Origin of the sequence: Blautia pseudococcoides, assembly GCF_001689125.2 — a bacterium.
GTDB classification, from domain to species: Bacteria; Bacillota; Clostridia; order Lachnospirales; family Lachnospiraceae; genus Blautia; species Blautia pseudococcoides.
This window is the reverse complement of sequence record NZ_CP015405.2, coordinates 2,710,216-2,732,516: the sequence shown is the minus strand read 5'-3', so window position 1 is coordinate 2,732,516 and position 22,301 is coordinate 2,710,216. Positions and strand designations below refer to the sequence as shown.

General features: G+C 47.7%; 23 protein-coding genes. 22 read left to right on the top strand and 1 reads right to left on the bottom strand.

Going from position 1 to position 22,301, the window contains the following annotated elements:
* The first annotated feature begins 1 nt into the window (after position 1).
* The 13 genes from A4V09_RS13000 to A4V09_RS12940 all read left to right on the top strand — a co-directional run bounded on the left by A4V09_RS13000 (position 2) and on the right by A4V09_RS12940 (position 12,669).
* Positions 2-739: a thiamine pyrophosphate-dependent enzyme gene (locus A4V09_RS13000; protein WP_065542736.1), complete on the top strand. Its 738-nt coding sequence runs from the start codon at positions 2-4 to the stop codon at positions 737-739.
* 2 nt (positions 740-741) lie between these two features.
* A complete protein-coding gene (locus A4V09_RS12995) occupies positions 742-1,281 on the top strand; it encodes a 2-oxoacid:ferredoxin oxidoreductase subunit gamma family protein (protein WP_065542735.1) in 540 nt (179 codons plus the stop codon).
* Between the two features lie 90 nt (positions 1,282-1,371).
* Positions 1,372-3,492, top strand: coding sequence for an acetate--CoA ligase family protein (locus A4V09_RS12990; RefSeq protein WP_065542734.1), 2,121 nt, complete (start codon positions 1,372-1,374; stop codon positions 3,490-3,492).
* A gap of 147 nt (positions 3,493-3,639) precedes the next feature.
* Positions 3,640-5,253 (top strand): BCCT family transporter, encoded by a 1,614-nt coding sequence (locus A4V09_RS12985; RefSeq protein WP_084043585.1) that lies wholly within the window; start codon positions 3,640-3,642, stop codon positions 5,251-5,253.
* A 247-nt stretch (positions 5,254-5,500) separates the two neighbouring features.
* Positions 5,501-5,722, top strand: coding sequence for a hypothetical protein (locus A4V09_RS12980; protein WP_065542732.1), 222 nt, complete (start codon positions 5,501-5,503; stop codon positions 5,720-5,722).
* A 195-nt stretch (positions 5,723-5,917) separates the two neighbouring features.
* Positions 5,918-7,228 (top strand): MFS transporter, encoded by a 1,311-nt coding sequence (locus tag A4V09_RS12975; RefSeq protein ID WP_065542731.1) that lies wholly within the window; start codon positions 5,918-5,920, stop codon positions 7,226-7,228.
* Between the two features lie 19 nt (positions 7,229-7,247).
* The gene (locus A4V09_RS12970) at positions 7,248-7,943 is read left to right on the top strand and encodes an alpha/beta hydrolase (RefSeq protein ID WP_330396419.1); all 696 of its coding nucleotides are present in this window, start codon (positions 7,248-7,250) and stop codon (positions 7,941-7,943) included.
* A gap of 462 nt (positions 7,944-8,405) precedes the next feature.
* Positions 8,406-8,681 carry a hypothetical protein gene (locus tag A4V09_RS12965; RefSeq protein ID WP_084043584.1) on the top strand — a complete coding sequence of 92 codons (276 nt, stop codon included), beginning with the start codon at positions 8,406-8,408 and terminating at the stop codon, positions 8,679-8,681.
* 148 nt (positions 8,682-8,829) lie between these two features.
* Positions 8,830-9,669, top strand: a complete 840-nt coding sequence (locus tag A4V09_RS12960; RefSeq protein ID WP_065542729.1) for an Rpn family recombination-promoting nuclease/putative transposase — start codon at positions 8,830-8,832, stop codon at positions 9,667-9,669.
* 492 nt (positions 9,670-10,161) lie between these two features.
* The gene (locus A4V09_RS12955; protein ID WP_065542728.1) at positions 10,162-10,785 is read left to right on the top strand and encodes an NUDIX hydrolase N-terminal domain-containing protein; all 624 of its coding nucleotides are present in this window, start codon (positions 10,162-10,164) and stop codon (positions 10,783-10,785) included.
* A 61-nt stretch (positions 10,786-10,846) separates the two neighbouring features.
* Positions 10,847-11,290 carry a GNAT family N-acetyltransferase gene (locus A4V09_RS12950; protein ID WP_065542727.1) on the top strand — a complete coding sequence of 148 codons (444 nt, stop codon included), beginning with the start codon at positions 10,847-10,849 and terminating at the stop codon, positions 11,288-11,290.
* 19 nt (positions 11,291-11,309) lie between these two features.
* On the top strand, positions 11,310-12,080 hold the full coding sequence (locus tag A4V09_RS12945) for an APH(3') family aminoglycoside O-phosphotransferase (RefSeq protein ID WP_065542726.1): 771 nt from the start codon (positions 11,310-11,312) through the stop codon (positions 12,078-12,080).
* Positions 12,081-12,111: 31 nt separating this feature from the next.
* The gene (locus tag A4V09_RS12940; RefSeq protein WP_065542725.1) at positions 12,112-12,669 is read left to right on the top strand and encodes a GNAT family N-acetyltransferase; all 558 of its coding nucleotides are present in this window, start codon (positions 12,112-12,114) and stop codon (positions 12,667-12,669) included.
* Here the strand turns inward: A4V09_RS12940 and A4V09_RS12935 are convergent.
* On the bottom strand, positions 12,657-13,664 hold the full coding sequence (locus A4V09_RS12935) for a helix-turn-helix domain-containing protein (RefSeq protein WP_065542724.1): 1,008 nt from the start codon (positions 13,662-13,664) through the stop codon (positions 12,657-12,659). The genes A4V09_RS12940 and A4V09_RS12935 overlap by 13 nt on opposite strands.
* 204 nt (positions 13,665-13,868) lie before the next feature.
* Here A4V09_RS12935 and A4V09_RS12930 point away from each other — a divergent pair, with 204 nt between their 5' ends.
* The 9 genes from A4V09_RS12930 (at position 13,869) to A4V09_RS12890 (ending at position 22,208) form a co-directional block, all read left to right on the top strand.
* Positions 13,869-14,879 carry an ABC transporter substrate-binding protein gene (locus tag A4V09_RS12930; RefSeq protein WP_065542723.1) on the top strand — a complete coding sequence of 337 codons (1,011 nt, stop codon included), beginning with the start codon at positions 13,869-13,871 and terminating at the stop codon, positions 14,877-14,879.
* Positions 14,879-15,886 (top strand): FecCD family ABC transporter permease, encoded by a 1,008-nt coding sequence (locus A4V09_RS12925; protein WP_065542722.1) that lies wholly within the window; start codon positions 14,879-14,881, stop codon positions 15,884-15,886. The genes A4V09_RS12930 and A4V09_RS12925 overlap by 1 nt, the downstream gene beginning before the upstream one ends.
* Positions 15,879-16,883, top strand: coding sequence for a FecCD family ABC transporter permease (locus A4V09_RS12920; protein WP_065542721.1), 1,005 nt, complete (start codon positions 15,879-15,881; stop codon positions 16,881-16,883). The genes A4V09_RS12925 and A4V09_RS12920 overlap by 8 nt, the downstream gene beginning before the upstream one ends.
* Positions 16,884-16,896: 13 nt before the next feature.
* A complete protein-coding gene (locus tag A4V09_RS12915; protein ID WP_065542720.1) occupies positions 16,897-17,691 on the top strand; it encodes an ABC transporter ATP-binding protein in 795 nt (264 codons plus the stop codon).
* A gap of 184 nt (positions 17,692-17,875) precedes the next feature.
* Positions 17,876-19,381, top strand: coding sequence for a 4Fe-4S dicluster domain-containing protein (locus A4V09_RS12910; RefSeq protein WP_065542719.1), 1,506 nt, complete (start codon positions 17,876-17,878; stop codon positions 19,379-19,381).
* 244 nt (positions 19,382-19,625) lie between these two features.
* On the top strand, positions 19,626-20,282 hold the full coding sequence (locus A4V09_RS12905) for a DUF3786 domain-containing protein (protein WP_242963828.1): 657 nt from the start codon (positions 19,626-19,628) through the stop codon (positions 20,280-20,282).
* Positions 20,283-20,435: 153 nt separating this feature from the next.
* Positions 20,436-20,903 carry a VOC family protein gene (locus A4V09_RS12900; protein ID WP_065542718.1) on the top strand — a complete coding sequence of 156 codons (468 nt, stop codon included), beginning with the start codon at positions 20,436-20,438 and terminating at the stop codon, positions 20,901-20,903.
* A 33-nt stretch (positions 20,904-20,936) separates the two neighbouring features.
* Positions 20,937-21,308: an ACT domain-containing protein gene (locus tag A4V09_RS12895; RefSeq protein ID WP_065542717.1), complete on the top strand. Its 372-nt coding sequence runs from the start codon at positions 20,937-20,939 to the stop codon at positions 21,306-21,308.
* Positions 21,309-21,323: 15 nt separating this feature from the next.
* Positions 21,324-22,208, top strand: a complete 885-nt coding sequence (locus A4V09_RS12890) for an SPL family radical SAM protein (protein ID WP_065542716.1) — start codon at positions 21,324-21,326, stop codon at positions 22,206-22,208.
* The last annotated feature ends 93 nt before the right edge of the window (positions 22,209-22,301 follow it).

Below are 22,301 nucleotides of genomic sequence, written 5' to 3'. Positions count from 1 at the left end.
TATGAGACTGGTAGCTCCTGAAACCGTAACATTTACGACTAGCGGCTTCTGTCCCGGATGCGGACACGGCCTGGCAGTCCGTCTGATTGCCGAAGTAATGGAAGAGATGGGTCTGAGTGAAAAACTTCTGGCTGTGGTTGACGTGGCCTGCGGTTCTTTGAATATTGACTCCTGGAGATTTGATACTGTCATGGCAGCACACGGACGTCCCATAGCCACTGCAGTGGGCATCAAAAAGGTGCGCCCGGAAAATCCGGTGCTGGCTTACATAGGGGACGGCGCTGCTTACTCCATCGGTATGGCAGAGACTATGCACACGGCACTTCGTAATGATAATGTAGTGACTGTAGTCATTAACAACAGCTTATACGGCATGACCGGAGGACAGTGCGCGCCCACATCCCTTCCTGGACAGGTCACGACCTCCACACCGAGAGGTAAAGACCCGGAGAAGATGGGGATGCCGTTTCGGGTAGAGCAGGCCTTCAGCGGATTTGACATTGCATACCTGGCAAGAGGTACCATGGCTGATGCCAAGGGAATGATCCGGTGTAAAAAATATGTGAAAAAAGCTTTTGAAAAGCATATGAAGGGCGAGGGATTCTGCCTGGTCGAACTGCTCTCCCCATGTCCCACAAACTTAAACATGACTCCCGTAAAGAGCATGGAACACCTGAAAAACGAGATGGAGAAATACTTCCCTCTGGGTGAATTTAAAGACAAAAAGGAGGAGGAATAGACATGGCAAAAGAGATTATTTGTGCCGGATTCGGCGGACAGGGAGTGCTGACAGCCGGAATGCTCCTCATCAATGCCGGCATGGAACAGGACAAAAATGTTTTATTCTACCCCTCCTATGGTTCAGAGATGCGGGGCGGAACCGCCAACTGTACGGTGAAGATCAGCGATAAGCTTATCGCCAGCCCGGTTTCCAAACAGCCGGATATTCTGTTCACCATGAACACACCGGCTGTTGACAAATTTGAGGACCGTTTAAAACCCGGCGGACTTCTGCTGGTAAACTCCTCCATCGTGCCGGAGGACAGAACCTACCGGGAGGACATCAAGGTAGTGAAAATTCCTGCAACAGATATTGCCGCTGAGGTGAAAAATCCTAAGGGTGCCAACCTGGTAATGCTGGGTGCACTGGCTGCCCACAGCGATTTATTTACTGTTGAATATATGGAAAACGCCATTGTATCCTTTTTTGAGAAAAAGGGAAAAGACAGGTTCAACGAGAAGAATGTGGCCTGCTACCGCAGGGGAGTGGAAGGTAAATAAAAATGGGGAATGAGTAACAGGGCGGAAGGGACGCTGCTGGTCTGATGAGACAGCAGCGGAGGAACGCCCTGTCACAGGAGGTAGAAAACGATGGATTTGACAAAACTGCTGAAGCCGAAGTCTGTAGCAGTCATCGGTGCCAGTGAGAAGGAAGGATTCGGCGGGGATGTGTGCCGCAACATCCTTTCCTATATGGAAGACAGAAGCCATGTATACTTTATACATCCAAAGCGCGACCAGGTATTTGGGGTTCCCTGCTACAAGAGTGTGACAGATGTGCCGGAATCTGTGGATCTGATGGTGATCTGTACCTCACAGAAAACGGTTATCCCGCTTCTGCGGGAAGGGGCGGCAAAGGGATGCGGCGGTGCCGTGGTATTTGCCAGCGGTTACGGTGAAGTGGGAACCGACCAGGGCAGAGCCAACGAAAAAGAACTGATGGAGACAGCCAAAGAGCTTGGGATCGCGGTCATGGGCCCAAACTGTGCGGGCTTTGTCAATTATGTGGACAATGTGCAGGCCTTTGCCTTTATCTCTGACAAGAGAGACAGAAAAGGCAGCGTGGGTGTGGTTTCCCAGAGCGGTCAGCTCTGCCTGTCCCTGATGGACTGTCCGGGCATGCGCTTTTCTTACAGTATATCCGCCGGAAACGGCAAGATCGTACAGATGGAAGACTACATGGATTTCCTGGTTGAGGATGAAAATACCAAGGTAGTCAGTATTTATATCGAGGGCGTCAAAAATGCGGACAAATTCGCGGCAGTCCTTAAAAAAGCCGCGGATAGGAGAAAACCGGTGGTGATTTTAAAAGCGGGAAGGAGCGCCAAAGGCGGAGCCATTGCGGCTTCCCACACAGGAAGTCTTTCCGGCTCGGACGCCTCCTTTGACGCGGTCCTGAAAAAATTCGGGGCCATCCGTGTGGATGACCTGGAAGAGCTGATGGCTATGTCCCTTATGCTCTCCACCTTAAAACAGATGCCCAAACAGGCCACATTTGCATCCATGAACCTCTCCGGCGGGGAGACAGGGATCTGCGCGGATGTGGGCAGCTTAAACGGCATTGAATATCCGGATTTTACAGAGGAGACCCTGGCTTCCCTGAAAGCGCAGCTCCCCTCTTATGCATCACCCAACAATCCGTTGGATATGACGGCAAGCCTCTCCTATGATGCGGATCTGTACGCGGGCGCCCTGCGGACTGTGATGGATGACCCCAATATCGGTATGGTGCTCATTGGCTACACACTGCTTCTGGAGATCGCAGACCCGGCCATCCACTATATGTATGAAGGGATCGAGAAAGTGGTGAAAGAAAAAGGGGAAAACTGCAAGCCCATCGCCATGATACCTTTTGCTGAAAATACCAGGAATGCAGAGTACCAGGAAAAGCTGTTCAATATGGGGGTGCCGGTGCTTCCGCCTACGGTCTATGCATTCAAGATCCTGCGCCGCCTGGCTGACTTTATTTCCTATACACCGGAAAATAAGAGCCTGAGCCTGGCAGTGGGACAGAAGAAGAGCGGTGAGACCTATGCGCTGTCCGAGCATGACAGTAAGAAAGAACTGGGTGCCTACGGGGTTCCGGTTCCGAAGGAAGTTATTGTTACATCCGCGGAGGAAGCAGCAGAGTTTGCGAAGGATACAGAGGAAGCTCTGGTCATGAAAGTGGAATCCGCTGATATTCTGCATAAAAGCGATGTGGGGGGCGTGAAGCTGAACATTCATGGTTCTTGTGAGGCGGTCCGGGCATACAATGATATTATGGAAAGTGTTACATCCAAACGTCCTGATGCAAAGATCAATGGAATATTAACGGTTCCTATGCTAAAATCAGGAGTAGAGATGATCATCGGTGTAAACAATGACCCCCAGTTCGGTCCCATGGTCATGGTGGGCATGGGCGGTGTGTTTGTTGAGCTGTTCAAGGATGTAGCATTGTACCCGGCCCCCATCAGCAAGGCGGAAGCATTAGATATGCTTAGATCACTGAAATCATTTAAACTGTTGAACGGTTATCGCGGCGGGAAAAAATGTGATATAGATGCCCTGTGTGATACCATTGTAAGTATTGCTGATTTCGCCAGTGCAAACAGGGATACCTTGAAAGAATTGGATATCAATCCTCTGTTTGTATACCCGGAAGGGGAGGGAGTAGGTGTCGCTGACGCTCTTGTTGTCAAATACGGCAGCAGAGAAGAAAGCAGGTTATAAGAACGCAGCCAGTGCACCCCGCTTTGGAGGGCGTTTGAGAATTGCTTTTGGCAGGTCTCAAACACTCTTTGACCGGCAGGGGTGCATTTTGGCAGCCGGGCACTATGCCTGACGCAATAATTGGCATCCATGAAGGAGGGACACGATGTGAAACTGTTTGAGAAGATTGAGAAGAAAGTTTTTTTTCCGGCTGTGATAATCCTGGCAGTCATAATTATTCCATTGTATCTGGCACCGGAGGTTTCCAACGAGATCATTTCCAGTGTATTTGAATTTTGTACAGGAAGACTGGGATTTCTGTACCTGTTGGCCTGTCTTGTGTCTTTTGGTTTTCTTATCTGGCTGACAGTGAGTAAGCACGGAAATGTGAAGCTGGGTACTGCCGAGGATAAACCGCAGTATTCTAATCTCTCCTGGATCGCCATGCTTTTTACTGCCGGTGTGGGAACCAGCATTGTGATCCTGGGTTTCCTGGAGCCGATCTATTATGTGAGCGGCCCTCCTTTTGATCTGGAGCCATTCAGCAAACCAGCGTATGAATATGCGCATATGTACGGGCAGTTCCATTGGGGCCTGAGCGCCTGGGCATTCTATAATCCGGCCATCATTGCCACAGCTTATATGATGTTCGTCCGCAAAATGCCGGGAATGCGCCTGAGTATTGCCTGTGAGCCGGTGCTTAAGAAGCGTTCCAGGGGATTTCTCGGAAATGTGATCGACATGCTTGTTATTTTCGGCATTGTAGGCTCCATTTCCACATCCCTGGGAATCGGGGCACCTGTACTTTCTGTTATTATCCGGGAAGTATTCGGGATTCCCCAGAGTTATGATTTTGTTGTGCGGATTGTAGTATTGATCATTTGGGTCTGTATTTTCGGAACCTCTGTGTACCTGGGGCTGGACAAGGGAATCCAAAAACTCAGCAACATAAATGTGGTGCTGGCCTTTGTCTTTATGGCAATTGTGCTTTTTGTAGGGCCGACAACAGATATCTTTAAAATGGAAATAAATTCCCTGGGTCTCTATGCTTCCGATTTTGTGAAGATGAGTACATACACGGACCCATTCGGGAGTGGAAAGTTTACGCAGGAATGGACAGTTTTCTACTGGGGCTGGTGGCTGGCCTTTATGCCTATGATGGGAATGTTTGTGGGAAGGATTTCCAGAGGGCGGACCATACGGAATGTGGTGTGGGGACAACTGATATGGGGAAGCCTGGGCTGCTGTGTAAGCTTTATGATATTCGGCGGATACTCTTTGTTTTTGCAGGAGACAGGCAGGGTGGATCTTGCATCCATTCTGCAGAGTGAGGGGCAGAGCGCTGCCATAGTGGCGATTCTTCAGACTCTGCCTATGCCGAAGCTTATGATGATATTCCTGTGCATTGTCTGTTTTGTATATCTTGCGACAACCATTGATTCCTGCGCTTATGTTCTGGCAGGGACTACAATGAAAAGATTGAAAGGAGATGAGGAGCCAGCCAGGTGGAACCGGATATTCTGGGCGATCCTGTTCTGTCTTCTGTCAATCGGCCTTATGCTGATCGGCGGACTGGAGGCAGTCAAGACCATTTCCGTACTCACAGGACTGCCGTTGATCGCGGTATTGATTTTGTTGATCATTTCAGTAAAGAAAATGCTTACCGGGGATGGTAAAAGAAAAAAGAGCGGGGCGGCTTTGGAACATAAGCCGGAAAACGCCCAGGCATGTGAGCCTTTGGAGACAGCAGCTTCTTCTGAAACAAAAGGAACAGAAACATAGGGGAAAGAAAAAATATCCCCTGGGGTGGCTTGTAAAGCGGTACCGGATTGGCTATGCTATAAGTATAGCCGCTTCCTCCGCAAACTGCGGCTCCAAATGAATTTAAATTCACGCATGACAGCCCAAGGGAGGCTGTATCCGCTTTGACCGGATGCAGCCTCTCTTGGCTGTTTTTATCGGCGGAGGGATATGCTGTCATTCTGCCAGCCAAGGACCATGATATAGACGATATTGTAGTGGAATAAATATGATTTCATACGGAGATGCTGCGGCAATCAGGATAAACTACAGATATTTCAGGGAGATTGATGATCTTTGCTCCTGCACTACGGGTACAGCGGCATATGGCAAAACAGGAATTGCAGGGTATGAAGAGGTGTACTGTGTGGAAAAAAACGGGGACCGTAATGAAAGGGGCTGGTATAAAGAAACAACCCTGTGTCTGCAGTTACAAACGCTTTACAAATGAAATAGTTAATGTTAATATCAAAAAACGAAGAGGGAGGTGAGTATGGTGATACTCTGCATTTTAAAAGCTCCATGCAAAGTCTGAGACACGGACGGACTTGTATGGAGACGAATTTATCGGCGTAATGCCTTTTCGTCCGTCAGACTTTGCGTTCTTTGAATAAACCAAGTTTATAAAAGAAAGGGCAAAGTCAAAATGAAAAAATTGAATAACGTAAAATCACTATTTGAAGGACTGCATACTTTTATCCTTCTGTGGGCAACACAGGCATTTTCCACACTGGGCAGTTCCATGACCAGCTATGCATTAGTCATCTGGTCGTATCAGCAGACAGGTTCGGCGCTGTCCACTTCACTTCTGTCGATTTGTTCCTATGCGCCTTATGTGCTTCTGAGTATTTTCGCGGGGGCTTTGAGCGACCGTTGGAATAAAAAGCACACCATGCTTGTGTGTGACACTATTGCGGCAGTCAGCACGGCTGCGGTATTTTGTCTGCTGTCAGCAGGCCGCCTGGAAATCTGGCATCTGTATTTTATCAATGGGTTGAACGGCCTGATGAATACCATTCAGCAGCCTGCCTCCGATGTGGCGGTCAGCCTGCTCACGCCTGAAAAACAATACCAGAGAGTGAGTGGTATGCGTTCGTTCTCAAACTCACTTGTGACTGTGTTGAATCCCATTGCGGCTATGACAGTCATGTCTTTTTGGGGGATTGGGGCAGTAATAGCCATTGATCTGGCAACCTTCGCCGTGGCGTTTCTCACCCTTGCCTTCTTTATCCGGATTCCGGAGGAAAAGCTGGCATCCGGGGAGCAGACGGGTTCCCTCCTAAAAGCAGCTGGGGAAGGCCTTGGCTATATGAGGAAAAACAGGGGAATCCTGGATCTGATCCTTTTTCTGGCAGCAATCAATCTGGTGGCATCCATGTACAACGCGGCACTGCCGGCCATGCTTCTGTCCAGAAACGGGGGCAGTAAGATGGCACTTGGATGGGTGAATGCCTGCGGAGGGCTTGCAAATGTGGCAGGCAGTATTTGGGTCTCCATGTCCGCGCCTCCAAAGAGCAGAATGGGGGTGATCTGCAATTCCCTTCTGTTTTCCATGAGTACGGAGAATTTTTTCCTGGCCTTCGGAAGAAGTGCGCCGGTATGGTGTTTTGGGGCCGTGCTGGGATGGCTGTTTATTCCCTTTATGTCTGCCAATATGGATGTACTGATCCGTTTCCATACTCCCCTGGAAATACAGGGGCGTGTGTATTCTGTGCGCAATACCCTGCAGTTTTTTACAATTCCGGTGGGATATCTTTTAGGCGGGCTGTTTGTGGATAAGATTTTTGAACCGATCATGGACAGACAGGCAGCGGGAAGTTATCTGGTGGGTGCTTTTGGAAGCGGAAAAGGTTCCGGGGCGGCCATGCTGTTTTTCTTTCTGGGAGTAACAGGCGTTCTTATCTGCCTATTTTTTAGAAAAGACAGGCATCTGTGGGATTTGGAAGAGAGAATGTGAGGTGTAGAAGGAAATGAAGATGCAGATATTTCAAATAGATAACATACCGTCTGTTCTCTATGGAGCGCAGGCGGACAAAGTAATATTGGCAGTACACGGAAACCAGTCCAGTAAGACCGATGTACCCATACGGATTTTGGCAGAAACTGCGCAGGCCAAAGGATATCAGGTTCTGAGCTTTGATCTGCCGGAGCACGGGGAACGTAAAGGCAGGCAGATTCCTTGTAAGGTGCAGAATTGTGTGGAAGAACTGAAAACCGTTATGGAATATGTAAAAGGAAAATGGAAATCAGCAGGATTGTTTGCCTGTAGTATGGGTGCATATTTCAGTCTTCTTGCCTACAGAGATGAGAAGATTGAAAAATGCTTGTTTCTGTCGCCTGTGGTGGATATGGGGAGGCTGATAGAAAATATGATGACCTGGTTTCACGTTACGCCTGAGCAGTTAGAAGCCAGCGGCGAACTGGATACTCCTATAGGACAGAAGCTTTACTGGGATTATTACTGCTATACCAGGGAACATCCCATTGAGAAATGGAATGTCCCCACCTATATTTTATATGGTAATGAAGATGATCTGTGTGAATATGACAGAATAAAAAGATTCACAGAGCAGTTCGCGTGCAGTCTGGAAGTGGTGGAACGGGGCGAGCACTATTTTCATACGAAAAAGCAGCTTGAAAGGTACAGGAATTGGCTGCAGAAAGAATTATAAACAGAGGGCGCTTTCTCTAGCTTTGTGTTCTCTGCACAATAAAGACAGCCGGGCAGCGGTAATAAAAAATGCTGCCCGGGCTGTCTTTATTTGATGTGTGGTCCTGTCAGCAAATCTATTGTTCAGACTGAAAAGTTTACAGACGCCACCATACGGAGGCATTCCGTATGTATTCTGTAAAACCGCATTTCTGCAATAGCTACATGGCGAAGCGTGTTGCTGGGCACGGAGTGAACAGTAACTTTTCATGTGCCGGATATGAGGGGAATTTATAGGTTTGTTGTAAACGGATATAGAATATTGTATAATCAGAACATGCGGCAGCATATGCAGAAAGATGGAAAAGGGGAAGAATTGTATAGAAGAAAAACTTATGATAGACCGGCAGGGGACGCCGGATGGAATGGATAAAAGAGAGAAAATAAAAAATGATAAACAGTTGGCTGGGGAGGAATAAGGAATATGAAAGAGGAACATAAAGAGACAAAATCCAATTTGCCAGAAGAGGCCATAGGACAGGAAAGTGCCGAGGAACAGACCGGTGAAACCGAAGAGAAAATGAAAGATTCTGCGGAAGAAATATCGGAGGAAAAGAGTGAAAGAGGAAACAGGCTGTCTTTATGTATTTGCTTAGGCCTGGCTTTGGGAGTGGCTTTGGGTAAAACCGTATTTGGAAATCTGGGTACAGGTATTGCCGTGGGGATTGCGCTGGGAGCAGCAATTGGAAGTATAAAGTAGAGTGAAATATTTGCAAACCAAATGCTACATTATAGAGTTGCAATATTATATAAATTTATTAAAAATAGCAATTGTAACTTTGCATAATATAGGTTATAATAAACGCACAGACAGAGTTTCCGTGTCATATTTTCCAGGAGGAAACCATATGGCAAGGAAAAAATTTGAACAGCTGAATCTAAAGGATGCTTTTCTCTTTTCTGCTGCACTTGAAGATCCGGAGACGTGCCGGCTGATACTGGAGTTGTTTCTAGGGTATCCCATAGCAAAGATCACCGTACACGCGGAACACAGTATTTTGCTCAGTTCTGATTTCAAAAGCGTCCGGCTGGATATCTATGCCAGTGACGAGTTAGCCGTTGGCTATAACATGGAAATGCAAAACGAGAAGGAAAACAATCTGCCCATGCGGTCGCGGTATTACCAGAGCGAACTGGACATAGCCGCCTTAAAACCTGGAGAAGATTACAATGATATGAAACCGGGCTATATTATTTTCATTTGTACGTTTGACCCATTTGGCAAAGGTCTGTACAAGTATACTTTTGAAAACCGCTGCCTGGAAACAGACATGCCTCTTGGAGATAAGACGATGAAAATCTTCTTTAATACAAAGGGCATCAATCCAGATGAGGTTTCAGAAGAACTGCTTGCATTTCTTGCATATGTCGAGGACAGTACGGACTCTTGTGCAGAGAAAACCCAAAGTGAAACTGTTCATAAAATCCACAATAGGATCAAAGAATTGAAAAGGAATAGGGAAATGGGGGCGAAGTTTATGCTGCTGGAAGAACTGATCAAGAATGCCGAAAAAAAGGCCGAGAAAAAGGCCGGTGCTGAAGGCATCTCTAAGGGAAGGCGCGAAGAGCAGAATCGCTACAGCGGTCTGATTCTTCAATTGGCGAAAGACGGACGAAGTGACCTGATTGTGAAAGCTGCTTCTGACACACATCTGCTGAATGCTTTATATGAGGAATATAAATTATGATCCTGTACTCACTGCCTATCAATACAGTTCTCAGCCAACTCGGGCTTAAATCATTTATTATTACATATTGTAACGTTACTACAAATCTACAATAGAAAGCACATTCCGTGAACTTTCTATTCTCATGAATTTTGGCGGATGAAAATTATCCGCCTGTCTGAATATTTCTATTTACATTCCACAAAATAAATCAAATATGATGCGGAATACTGTCTCTTTCTTTTGGAGCCGGTCTGTTCGTTTTCTCCGGAAATCTGAGCATAGGACCGTGTATTTTGCCTGCTTTTCGTGAGTATTACTGTACAAAGAACTGTACTTTTAGTATACTGTGAATAGTATTTCTCCTCCCGTTTCTGTTATAATAAGGAGAAGCTATGGGGATCATACAGGAATCGGAAATAGATGTGAGAATTACGAAAGGAGCAGCAGGCCGGCAACAAGCCGAAGCATTCCTGCCGGAGAAGGTAAGGCGGGATACCTGTTAAAATTCAAATGAAGAATGAAAGTAAGAAATGGCTGGACTGGGCAGTGGAGCTTCAGAGTCTTGCGCAGAGCGCGCTGTATTACTGCAAAGACAAATATGATATAGAACGTTTTGAGCGTATCCGGGAAATTTCCGCGGAGATCATCAGTGAACAGGCGGAGATGCCTTTTGAAAAAGTCAAAGATCTGTTTTGCTGTGAGGTGGGATACCAGACACCGAAGATGGACTGCAGGGCAGCCATAATAGAAGGAGATAAGATCCTTCTTGTAAAAGAAAATGACGGCAGATGGTCTATGCCGGGCGGATGGGTGGACGTGGATCTGTCGGTAAAGGAGAACACCATCAAAGAGGTGAAAGAGGAGGCAGGCCTTAATGTGACAGCCGATATGGTCATTGCAGTCCAGGACAGGGAAAAGCATAATAAACCATTATATGCATATAAAATATGCAAAGTCTTTCTTCTGTGCACAGCGATCAGCGGTCATTTTGAAAAGAATCTGGAAACTATGGACAGCGGCTATTTTTCCATGGATGAGCTTCCGCCGCTTGCGGAGGATAAAAATACAAAAGAGCAGATTGTCATGTGTTTTGAGGCGTCAAAAGCGGAGCACTGGAAAACACAGTTTGATTAAAATAGAAATGTGCTGAGACAAACTTTTGGATTCTGTTATTTTCATAGAGGAGGTTTCATAAATGCTTACATATAAAGAAATTGAGAGAGAGGATCTGCCGCTTCTTGCAGCCATGTATGTGGAGACCTTTAATGCTCCGCCGTGGAACGATGCCTGGACAGAGGAGACTGCGGGAAAGAGACTGAGGCAGATGGCGGAGTCTGAAACTTTCTACGGGATTTGTGCTTTTGAGGAGAATGTTCTCTGCGGCATGGTCTTAGGATTTTCCGAACAGTTTTATGATGGCGTTTTGTTTGAGATAAAAGAGTTTTGTGTAAGAAATGCCAGCCGTGGAAACGGACTTGGTTCTGCCATTTACCATGAATTTGAGGGAAGACTGCAGGAAAAAGGCATTAACAAGATTCAGCTTATGACTCTTAGGGGAAATGCCACGGAACATTTTTATGAAAAGAATGGATTTGAGACAGATAAAGATTTGATCTTTATGAAAAAATGCGCTAAATAGGATCAGAATGAGGGTGGGAATGGAAAGAAAAATTCCTGAAAGTATAAAAAAACAGATAGAAAACAAGGACTACAGCAGGGATACCATCGGCAGGTCCGGTTCCCAGATACTTTGTTTTTCAGACATGGTTCTGAAAGCGGATAGGGATAGGGAAGAATCCAGAAATGAACATGAAATCCTAAGCTGGCTGCAGGGCAGACTTCCGGTACCAAAGATCATCTGTGCAGAGAAAATGGGGGGTACAAGATTTTTGCTGATGACAAAGGTAAAGGGTGCCATGCTTTGTGATGCACAGTATTTGGAAAATCCGGGGCTTCTGGTCCATCTCCTTGCGGAGGGGTTAAAAATGCTGCGGAAGGTGGATATCAGCGGGTGTCCGGCAAAACGGAACCTGGATTTTAAATTGCAGCAGGCGTCTGTCAATGTGGCAGATGGGCTGGAATTGGAAACAGGTACAGAGCCGGATCTATACGGAACAGAAGAGTTTCACAGCCCGGAAGGACTTCTTTTATGGCTGAGAGAACATAAGCCCAGGGAGGAGATGGTTTTTTCCCATGGAGACTACTGTCTGCCAAATATTTTTGCTGAAAATGAGGATATCAGTGGATTTATAGATCTGGGAAGAGCCGGTATTGCGGATTTTTGGCAGGATATTGCACTGTGTGTCAGAAGCCTGCAGTATAATATAGGAAAAAATGAAGGCTGCGTAAAGCAGTTGTTTGAGGAACTGGAAATCGCTCCGGACTGGGAGAAGATCAGATATTATATCTTGTTGGATGAACTGTTTTAGGCTTATAAAATTAGAAGAGGAGGCGGAATCCATGAAGCACAAAGGAACGGAAGTGCTGGAGACGGACAGATTACTTCTGCGCCGTTTTACCATTCATGATGCAGCGGCAATGTTTCACAACTGGGCAAAGGATGAGCAGGTGACAAAGTACCTTATGTGGCCTGCCCACAAGAGCCCGGAAGTTTCCAGGGAGGTTTTGGAAGACTGGATCTTCCATTATGGAGAGAAAGACTTTTATCAGTGGGCCATCACAGTGAAGGAAAATGGAGAGGAGCCGGTGGGCAGCATTTCCGTTGTATTAAAAGATGATTCTATAAAAATGGTCCACATTGGCTACTGTATCGGAAAGAATTGGTGGCACAAAGGCGTTACCTCTGAGGCACTGAAAGAGGTGATCCGCTATTTTATGGAGGAAGTACAGGTGAATCGTGTGGAATCCCGCCATGATCCCCGTAATGTCAATTCGGGAAAAGTGATGCAGAAGTGCGGAATGAAGTACGAAGGCACCAGGAGGCAGGCGGACTTAAATAACCAGGGAATCTGCGACGCATCAGGTTATGCCATACTGGCAGAAGATTACTTTTCATGACTGCTGTCCGCATCTGTAAAGCGGAATGCCTGCGGCGTTTTTTTGTAATGGCTGCGGAAGGCCTTGATAAAACTTGCACAGCTTGCATAGCCCACAGCCTGCCCAATTTCCCTGACACTTAAGTTGGTGGCTGTGAGCAGGGCGGCAGCTTTGGCCATACGGCATTCTTTCAGATAACAGCCGATCGTCATGTGAAAACACATGGAAAAACCGGCTTTCAATTTCTGCTCATTAAGAAAAACCTGTTTGCCAAGCTGCGCGATCGTGGGGGCATTGGCCAGGTTTTCCGTGAGTATCTGTTTTGCCTGCTGGATTGCCAGCAGGTCAAATTCATCAAAGGTTATCTTTTTCTTTCCCAAATACACAGCGGGCATCGCTTCCGGGATACGGAGCGCACCCTGTTCCATGGATTCTGTTATCATTCCCATGCACTGAAAAAGACTGCCTTCCAGCATGAGAGGCGTGAGGCTGTCCTTCTGTATCATGCGAAACAACTGGTGCAGCGTTGTGACAACTGCAGGAGGTAATGAATGGTATGTGCGGTTTTTGGAGAGACTGTCCAGTACAGAAGTAAGAGGGTCAATGGTGTTCAATTGTTTCAGGAAGGCAGGATGTAAAGCAAATTCAATTCCCCCGCATTTCTGTCCTGCATTCCAAAACTGCCGGCCTTTCATTTTCTCCTCGCGTACCAGAAAAGACGCGGGGGAGGAAGTATGTGCAGTGATCCCTTCGATATCAAAACTGGTTTTTCCATAATAGAAACTGCCGAAGCGAAGCAGGGTTTCCCGGCATTCAAATTTAAGAGAGAAAGGGGCTGCAGCCGTATAGTCTGCGGCTGCCAGCGAATACAGACCGGGCCGTTCGTATAAAACAAAAGTGCCGTCCTCAGGGCGGTTATTGTTGGTAAACCGGGTGCAGTGCTTTCCTTTGATGGGGTGAAAACCCAGGTTCTGCAGAATCACGTTTTGAAACTCACGATGGCTGTGTATACTCATTTCGGTCCTCCTTTTTCTTATTATGTCTCAATTTTACAGGTTTACCACAGAAATGTCTGTTTGCTTATGCGGTGACAGATATATTCCCATCAGGTACAATTAAGAAAAAATGTTGCCTTAAATAGTATAGTATGCTAGAATGACTGCTGTCAATTAGGTATAACTAACTAAAGAATAAAACGCAATAGAGAAAGGGTAGACATTATGATGAATTTGACAAGAAAACTGGTGCCGGCTTTTGCGGTGCTGGCTGCTGTGAGCCTGTTAGCAGGCTGCTCTGCACAGGGAACAGGAAAAAATAACGTGGATACAGAAAATGAAAGTACCTCCCAGAATGCGGAAAGTCCCAAGAAGCAGTCATCCACATCGGCTGCCAAAGAGGGAATTCGCATTGTGGAGACGGATAAAGGAGAGGTTGAAATTCCGGAAGATCCCCGGACCATAGTTTCTGATTATTATCTGGGTGAATTTTTGGCTGTGGATGTGAAACCTGTCATAGCGTCTCCTTACTCCCTATCCAATCCGTTTTTGTCTGATAAATTGGATGGGATCAAGGAGATGGACATTACCAGTGCGGAGACTTCCCTGGAAATGATAGCAGCCCAGGAACCGGATCTGATCGTGACGATCACGGAGGCAGATTATGAGAAATATTCACAGATCGCTCCCACGGTATATATTCAGGACGGAAAGCGCAGTGATGAGGATGTATTCCGCTATATTGCAGACCTGGTAGGGAAAAGGGAGGAGGCGGAGGCTTACATTGCCGATTTCAACCAGCGTGTCATGAGCGTCAAAGATGAGATCCGGGGTATTGTGGGGGACAGGACAGTTTCTATCGTGGAAGTCTGGCCCCAGCAGATTTACACCATGGGCAGTCATTTTGCAAGGGGCGGTTCCATTCTCTATGATATGTGGGAGCTGAAAGCACCGGAGGCAGTGCAGACCCATATGGTGGATGGTGACACCCAGTATCAGGTGGTTTCCCTGGAAGCACTGCCCGAATATACCGGTGATTTTATTTTCTATGGCGTGCTGGCAGATACAGACAGCTCTTTTGTGGAAGAGTCGCAGCTTTGGAACAGCCTGGATGCTGTAAAAGAAGGAAGGGTGCTTCCCTATGAGCAGGTTTCTTTCATGCACAGGGACCCCATCACCTACAGCGCACAGCTTGATATCTTTATTGATTTCTTCAGAGGATTTGAGGGGAAATAATGGGCACAGATGCAAAAAAGAAGACAGCATGGTTTTTGACAGCAGGAGCTGCGGCAGTTTTACTGGCCGCAGTCCTTTCCGTATTGTACGGAAGTACCGGTATACCTTTTGGACAGGTGGTGCGGGCTGTGATAAAACCGGATTTTACGGACCAGCAGCATCTGGTCATACGAGAATTGAGAATACCCAGGACAGTGGGCTGCATTTTGGTGGGAGCAGCATTTTCCGCTGCGGGAGCCATGATGCAGGGGGTGACTGGAAATCCTCTGGCTGATTCCGGACTGCTGGGTATCAACGCGGGGGCCTCATTTGCTCTGGCACTCTGCCTTGCTTTTCTTCCGGGGCTGAATTTTTCCGGGGTTGTGTTTTTCTCATTTTTGGGAGCGGCAGCAGCTATGCTGTTTGTATATGGACTCATGAGCCTGAAACGGCGCAGACTGGATCCGGTGAGACTTGTACTTGCGGGAAGTGCTGTGAGTATTTTCCTATCCTCTCTGAGTCAGGCAGTGGCGATCCTGTGCAAAATTGGATATGATCTTACTTTCTGGACCGCAGGCGGCGTGGCGGGAATACGCGCAAAACAGCTGGTTTTTGCAGGGCCGGTGATCCTTTTCGGACTTGCCGCCGCGGCATTTCTTTCCGGGCGGGTTTCCCTGCTGAGTCTGGGGGAGGAGGCTGCAAGAGGGCTTGGTCTTGCCGTGGAGCGCTCACGTACAGCCAGCCTTTTGGTAGTGCTCCTGCTTGCGGGAGGCGCTGTGGCCCTTGCCGGACCGGTGGCTTTTGTGGGGCTGATGGTACCTCACGTTGTACGGTATTTTACAGGCGCTGATTACAGATCGGTTATCCCCTGTTCCATGGTGGCGGGGGCTTTCTTCATGCTGGCAGCAGATATTATTTCCAGGATCATCAATGCACCGGGGGAGGTGCCTATCGGATTGGTTTTTGCTGTGATCGGCGTGCCGTTCTTTATCTTTACAGCCCGGAAGGAGGAGAGGACTTTTGAGTGAGAGAAGACGCAAGATCCGTACGGGTACGGTATTTACCTTGTTGATCTTACTGCTGCTTACCGGTATCTGGCTGGAGATAAATGCAGGATACCGGAAAATAAGCCTGGAAGAAATGTGGGAGATTTTTCGGGGCGGCGGCGGAAAAAGTGTCCGCTATACACTTCTTAACTTACGGCTTCCGAGGGTCTTCACCAGCTTGTTGGTGGGCGTAGGTCTGGCTGTTTCCGGCTGTGTGATCCAGGGAGTATCCAAAAATGAAATGGCGGAACCTGGGATTCTGGGGATCAATGCAGGCGCCGGGCTTTTTGTGGCAGCGTTTTTTGTGTTCGTTCCCAAAGGCTCCGTCAGCCTGACGATCCTGCTTCCCATACTGGCCTTCACGGGTTCCATGGCAGCAGCCGCAGTGGATTACAGGCTTGCCCTTACAAAACAGGGCATTTCCCCGCGCAGACTGCTGCTGATGGGCGTGGCAGTCTCCACGGCTGTGTCCAGCGTGACCACCATATTGATGCTCCGGCTGCCGGACAGTGATTATGCATTTGTACAGAACTGGCTGTCAGGCAGTATCTGGGGAGCTGACTGGAAAAATGTACGGCTGCTTTCTTTCTGCTTTCTGATTCTGGGAGCCTTTATTTTTTACAAAACCCGTACCCTGAATGTGCTGTCTCTGGGGTATCAGACGGCCACAGGCCTGGGGGCGGAAGTGTCCGGTCAGTCGGTACTCCTTCTCGGTGCCGCCATTGCCATGTCCAGCCTTTGCTGTGCAGTAGGCGGAGGCCTGAGTTTTGTAGGACTTGTCTGCCCTCATCTGGCCCGCCGCCTGGTGGGGCCAAATTACAGGATCCTGGTTCCGGCCACCGTACTGACAGGTGCCGTGCTGATGACATACGCAGATATGATATCCCGGACGCTGCTGTCCCCCAATGAGATTCCGGTGGGGATCGTGGCAGCGGTGATCGGAGCGCCGTATTTTCTATATTTGTTGATCAAAACGTAAAGGAGATTTTAATATGGATGCTGTACTTACAGGAAAAAGCATTTCCGTTGCATACCATCAAAACACGGTCATCCCGGCAATGGATGTGCAGATTCCCAGGGGCCGCATTACCTCTGTTATCGGTCCGAACGGCTGTGGAAAATCCACTCTTTTAAAAGCCCTCTCCCGTATGACGCCCATTCGGGAAGGCCATGTGCTTCTGGACGGCAGGGAGCTTACCCATATGTCCACAGTGGAGGTGGCACGGAATATGGCTATTCTGCCTCAGGCGCCCCAGGCGCCCGGGGGACTTACGGTAAAAGAACTGGTGTCCTACGGCAGATATCCCCATCAAAAGGGATTCGGGCGTCTGAAAAATGAGGACCATGAGGCAGTCAAATGGGCGCTGTCCATTACCAACACGGATGAACTGGCTGACCGGGACATGGACGCACTGTCCGGAGGGCAGCGGCAGAGGGTGTGGATCGCCATGGCTCTGGCTCAGGACACCCCTCTGATCCTTCTGGATGAGCCTACCACATATCTGGATATGGCACATCAGCTTGAAATACTGGAATTGTTGGAGGACTTGAATAAAAGGCAGGGGAAGACCATTGCCATGGTCATCCATGACCTGAACCTGGCCGCCAGGTTTTCAGACTGGATGATCGCCATGCGCTCCGGCAAAATACTGTATGAAGGGACGCCAAAAGAGATCATGACAAATAAAACCCTGGCAGACGTATTTTCCCTGGATGCCTGCATCAGCCAGGACCCGTGGACAGGGAAGCCTGTCTGTGTGACTTACAAGATGAAGAAAAAAGAATAACCGAATTAAGTCATTGTTGTGTATGAAATAAAAAACTTGCAATTCTCCTGATATTCCATAGAATAAAATATGTATGAAACTATAGATTCTAACCATTTTATGTGCGGATAGATGGGATAGCAGCAGCGTGTGTCTGAATTATTTTCGGACACGCAGCAACGCATTGAGAACAGGAGATTTTAAAATGAGAAGTGTAGAAACCCCGGTAAAGAAAATCAGGCGTGAAGTATTTACAGAAATCTGCAAGGTTGCTTTTGAATCCACAAAGGACAATTTTAATGGTGAAATAGAAGCCATACCGTACCATATTGTAAAGGAGCGGGCTTCATACAGGGAGAGTATTTACAGAGAAAGAGCAGTTGCCAGTGAGCGGGTACGTCTTGCTATGGGTATGTCTCTGCGACCTGAAAACGAAGCCGTTCATATCACCGCAGGAATGGAAAATAGTAATATTGATGAGAAATATTATGAGCCGCCCCTTATGCAGGTCATCCCGTCTGCCTGCGATGCCTGTGAACCGAATAAGTACCAGGTCAGCAATATGTGCAGAGGCTGTGTGGCTCATCCCTGTAAGCAGGTATGTCCAAAGAATGCCATATCAATAGTCAGAGGCAAATCTGTGATCGACCAGGAAAAATGTATCAAATGCGGAAAATGTAAAGCCATCTGTCCCTATGATGCCATTTCAAAAATGGAACGCCCCTGTGCCAGGGCCTGCGGTGTAAAAGCTATCGGCAGTGACAATCTGGGGAGAGCTGCCATTGACCCGGAAAAATGTGTGTCCTGCGGGATGTGTATGGTGAGCTGTCCGTTTGGGGCTATTTCAGACAAATCCCAGATATTCCAGCTTTCCAGGGCACTGCGGGAAGGGAAAGAGATCATTGCTGAGGTGGCGCCTGCATTTGTAGGACAGTTTGGAAAGGATGTAACCGCGGCAAAATTTAAGGCTGCACTGATAAAGCTTGGGTTTAAGGAAGTATACGAGGTAGCGCTGGGTGCCGATATAGGGGCAATTGCGGAGGCCCATCACTATGCGGAAAAAGTGAGCACCGGGGAACTGCCGTTTCTGCTCACGTCCTGTTGTCCTTCATGGTCAATGCTGGCTAAGAAACAGTTTCCGGATTTGATTGACAGTGTGTCCCAGGAGCTGACACCCATGGTCGCATCAGCCAGAAGTATTAAGCAGAAATACCCGGACTGCGGTGTGGTTTTCATAGGTCCCTGTGCGGCGAAAAAACTGGAGGCATCCAGAACGGATGTCCGCAGTGATGTGGATTTTGTTATTACTTTTGAGGAACTGCAGGGGATGTTTGATGCCAAGGGGATAGTGCCATCCCAAATGGAGGAGAAGGGAAGCCTTCATAATGCCACTGCGGCAGGGAGAGGGTATGCAGTTGCCGGCGGTGTGGCGCAGGCCATTGAGGAATGTCTGCAGGAATATCATCCGGAAATTCCGGTACATATTGAACATGCGGAAGGGCTGGCAGAGTGTAAAAAGGTGCTTACCCTTGCAAAGGCCGGGAAGATGAACGGGTGCCTGATAGAAGGTATGGGCTGTCCGGGCGGATGTATGGCTGGGGCAGGGACGAATGTGCCGCTGAAAGAGGCTGCGGTGGAATTGAAGAAATATAAGGCGGGGTCTAGTAAAAAGCTTCCGGCGGCGGAACTTTTAGAGATTGAATTGGTTTAAAGGTGTAAAAGGCGTGTATCTTGTAGGGGTATGCGTCTTTTTGGCTTTTTGGGGGCTTGACTTGGGGGATTGGCTGCTGAATGTTGATGTGGGCGGGGGATTTCGTTGTAATCAGGAATGGAATCCTGTATAATCTAGTTTAACTCAAAGTAAATAACTGTACGGTCATTTACTGGGAATTAAACTAGGTAATGAGATGATTTATTTGAAGGTTTGGCAGGCAGGGAAGAGAGGAGAATGAGGAATGGATATTCGGAAACCGCAGCAGTCTAATTATGATAAGCTCAGTGAAACCTGGAGGGGGAAATTTTTGGAGATGGACCAGGAGGCATTGAGGAAGAAACTGCCGGAGATCAAAGTGGAGGGAGAATATCTGACGGTTTTACATTTTGGGAGAAAGTATGGGATCCATAGAGAAGAGGGATTTATAAAGGCTATGGAGGATAGCCGCCCTATCAGAAATGGGACAAGGATGAATATTTATAACCTGTTTTGGTATTCTAAGGAGAATGCGGGGGTTGCGGGGCGGTGGGTGCCTTTCAGGGATGTGAGGAATGCCGGGCCTTTTGCACCGGCTTTTGAAAGGAATATTTTGAGGCCTTTTGCTTTGACTTTTGCTGGGAAAACGAAAGAGCTTAGGTCAGCAGCGGAAAAAATGGGGGGAAAGCCGGTGCGGCAGGGGGATGCGGGATATATTTTAAATGCGTTTTCTTGTATCCCTATGCAGTATTTGTTCTGGGATGGCGATGAGGAGTTTCCGGCACAGGGAAATATTCTTTTTGATCATAGTGTGACGGATTTTATCCACGTGGAGTCTACCGTAACGCTGGCTGAGGAGGGGATCATAAGGCTGGCGGAGCTGGCCGGTGTGGAGCTAAAGGGAAATATGTTTGGCATGTAGGAATGCTGCAGGAAATAGGAGTGGTGGTAGGAAAGAAAATGATTAACATGACACACTGCTGTCATGTTTTGATTGGTATATTATTGATCTGTAATTGTAAGGGTACTGAACAGTTACGACTGGACGAGAATGTAAGTTGAAGGAGGACGGGAAATGAAATTAAAAAATCCCATGCTGATAGTTCAGGATATGGATAAGTCAAAAACGTTTTACAGAGAGGTACTGGGACTGCGTACGGTCACTGATCTGGGCGCAAATGCCGTACTGACCGGGGGACTGTCCCTGCAGACAGAGGAGAGCTGGCTGGAATTCATTGGTTGTGAGAAGGGGGATATCACTTACGGCGGGAAGAACAGTGAGGTCTATTTTGAGGAGGATGATTTCGACCGTTTTGTCTCCAAACTGGAGAAAAGGGCAGATGTAAAGCTTGTGCACCCGGTGTATGAGCATAGCTGGGGACAGAGGGTGGTACGGTTTTATGATCCGGATGGTCATGTGCTTGAAGTGGGAGAGAGTCTGAAACTTGTGTGCAGACGTTTTCTGGACAGCGGCATGAGTGTGGGGGAAACGGCTGAGAGAATGGGCGTGCCGGAACGGCTTGTAAGGAACTGTATGAGATAAGCCCCTTGCAGGCAGCTTATGATAGGAGGAAAGATGGAACTTAAAATTATTGACCAGGATTTTTCCGTATGTAAGATAAAGGAATTTTCACCGGAGCTTTTGAAAGAAGGCTTCTGTTTTGTAGGGCAAACGGATGAGGAACTATCGCTTGTATGTGCAGCCAAACAGGTACCGGAAGATGCACTGGAGCGTGATGACGGCTGGAGAGCGTTCAGGATCCAGGGTGTTCTGGATTTTTCTTTGATAGGAATCTTGTCTGCGATCTCTGCTGTATTAGCGGAGAACAAGATCGGGATTTTCGCTGTGTCCACTTATAATACGGATTACATTCTTACAAAAGAAGAGAATTTCCCAAAGGCTGTAGAATGCCTGAAAAAGGCCGGCTACCGGTTCGCCGCATCATAGGAGGCAGAGCAAAATATGCACGAGGTAAATGCAAAATCCATCTTGTCCGCCCAAAACGGCATGAATCTGTACCGGGGCTGCAGCCACGGCTGTATTTACTGTGATTCCAGGAGTACCTGTTATGGGATGAAACATGATTTTGAAGATATAGAAGTTAAGATAAATGCCCCCCAGTTACTGGAAACCGCGCTGAGAAGCAAGCGGAAGAAATGTATGATAGGCACAGGTGCTATGAGCGATCCTTATCTGCCTTTGGAGAACAAGCTTGGCCTTACCAGAAAATGCCTGGAACTTATAGAATATTACGGGTTTGGAGCAGCGCTGCAGACAAAATCTGATTTGGTTCTGCGGGATTTGGATTTGCTGAAAAAAATCAATGAAAGGACAAAGTGCGTCGTGCAGATGACCCTGACAACCGCGGATGAGGAACTGTGTCGTATTCTGGAACCTCATGTGTGTACTACAAAAAAGAGGGCAGAGGTGCTTAATATTCTTCGGGAAGAAGGGATTCCCACAGTTGTGTGGTTCTGCCCTGTTCTGCCGTTTATCAACGATACGGAAGAAAATGTGAGAGGGATCATGGACTATGCAGTCAGAGCGAAAGCATATGGTGTACTGCATTTTGGTATGGGGGTCACGCTGCGGGACGGTGACAGGCAGTATTTCTATGAAAAACTGGAACAGCATTTTCCGGGACTTCGCAGAAAGTATATTGAGAATTACGGAAATGCTTATGAGGTTGGCAGCCCCAATGAGAAAAAACTCATGTCCGTTTTTTATGAGATCTGCAGAAAGAATGGTCTGGAGAGCAGTATGGACAGGATTTTTTCTTATCTGCACAAGTTTGAGGAGAAACTTAGTGCCAGCCAGATGAACCTTTTTGATTTTATGCCCATGTAAGTCAACACCTCCCCAGGCAACAGGGTGTTGACCCTGGCGGCAGTCCCCAAATGTTCATACAAGTATGCCCGCTTGGCTCGTTGCCCGCGGGAA

Coding starts and splice junctions, on each gene's coding strand:
- A4V09_RS13000 (WP_065542736.1), top strand. CDS start 2: ATGAGACTGGTAGCTCCTGAAACCGTAACATTTACGACTAGCGGCTTC.
- A4V09_RS12995 (WP_065542735.1), top strand. CDS start 742: ATGGCAAAAGAGATTATTTGTGCCGGATTCGGCGGACAGGGAGTGCTG.
- A4V09_RS12990 (WP_065542734.1), top strand. CDS start 1,372: ATGGATTTGACAAAACTGCTGAAGCCGAAGTCTGTAGCAGTCATCGGT.
- A4V09_RS12980 (WP_065542732.1), top strand. CDS start 5,501: ATGATTTCATACGGAGATGCTGCGGCAATCAGGATAAACTACAGATAT.
- A4V09_RS12975 (WP_065542731.1), top strand. CDS start 5,918: ATGAAAAAATTGAATAACGTAAAATCACTATTTGAAGGACTGCATACT.
- A4V09_RS12970 (WP_330396419.1), top strand. CDS start 7,248: ATGCAGATATTTCAAATAGATAACATACCGTCTGTTCTCTATGGAGCG.
- A4V09_RS12965 (WP_084043584.1), top strand. CDS start 8,406: ATGAAAGAGGAACATAAAGAGACAAAATCCAATTTGCCAGAAGAGGCC.
- A4V09_RS12960 (WP_065542729.1), top strand. CDS start 8,830: ATGGCAAGGAAAAAATTTGAACAGCTGAATCTAAAGGATGCTTTTCTC.
- A4V09_RS12955 (WP_065542728.1), top strand. CDS start 10,162: ATGAAGAATGAAAGTAAGAAATGGCTGGACTGGGCAGTGGAGCTTCAG.
- A4V09_RS12950 (WP_065542727.1), top strand. CDS start 10,847: ATGCTTACATATAAAGAAATTGAGAGAGAGGATCTGCCGCTTCTTGCA.
- A4V09_RS12945 (WP_065542726.1), top strand. CDS start 11,310: ATGGAAAGAAAAATTCCTGAAAGTATAAAAAAACAGATAGAAAACAAG.
- A4V09_RS12940 (WP_065542725.1), top strand. CDS start 12,112: ATGAAGCACAAAGGAACGGAAGTGCTGGAGACGGACAGATTACTTCTG.
- A4V09_RS12935 (WP_065542724.1), bottom strand. CDS start 13,664: ATGAGTATACACAGCCATCGTGAGTTTCAAAACGTGATTCTGCAGAAC.
- A4V09_RS12930 (WP_065542723.1), top strand. CDS start 13,869: ATGATGAATTTGACAAGAAAACTGGTGCCGGCTTTTGCGGTGCTGGCT.
- A4V09_RS12925 (WP_065542722.1), top strand. CDS start 14,879: ATGGGCACAGATGCAAAAAAGAAGACAGCATGGTTTTTGACAGCAGGA.
- A4V09_RS12915 (WP_065542720.1), top strand. CDS start 16,897: ATGGATGCTGTACTTACAGGAAAAAGCATTTCCGTTGCATACCATCAA.
- A4V09_RS12910 (WP_065542719.1), top strand. CDS start 17,876: ATGAGAAGTGTAGAAACCCCGGTAAAGAAAATCAGGCGTGAAGTATTT.
- A4V09_RS12905 (WP_242963828.1), top strand. CDS start 19,626: ATGGATATTCGGAAACCGCAGCAGTCTAATTATGATAAGCTCAGTGAA.
- A4V09_RS12900 (WP_065542718.1), top strand. CDS start 20,436: ATGAAATTAAAAAATCCCATGCTGATAGTTCAGGATATGGATAAGTCA.
- A4V09_RS12895 (WP_065542717.1), top strand. CDS start 20,937: ATGGAACTTAAAATTATTGACCAGGATTTTTCCGTATGTAAGATAAAG.
- A4V09_RS12890 (WP_065542716.1), top strand. CDS start 21,324: ATGCACGAGGTAAATGCAAAATCCATCTTGTCCGCCCAAAACGGCATG.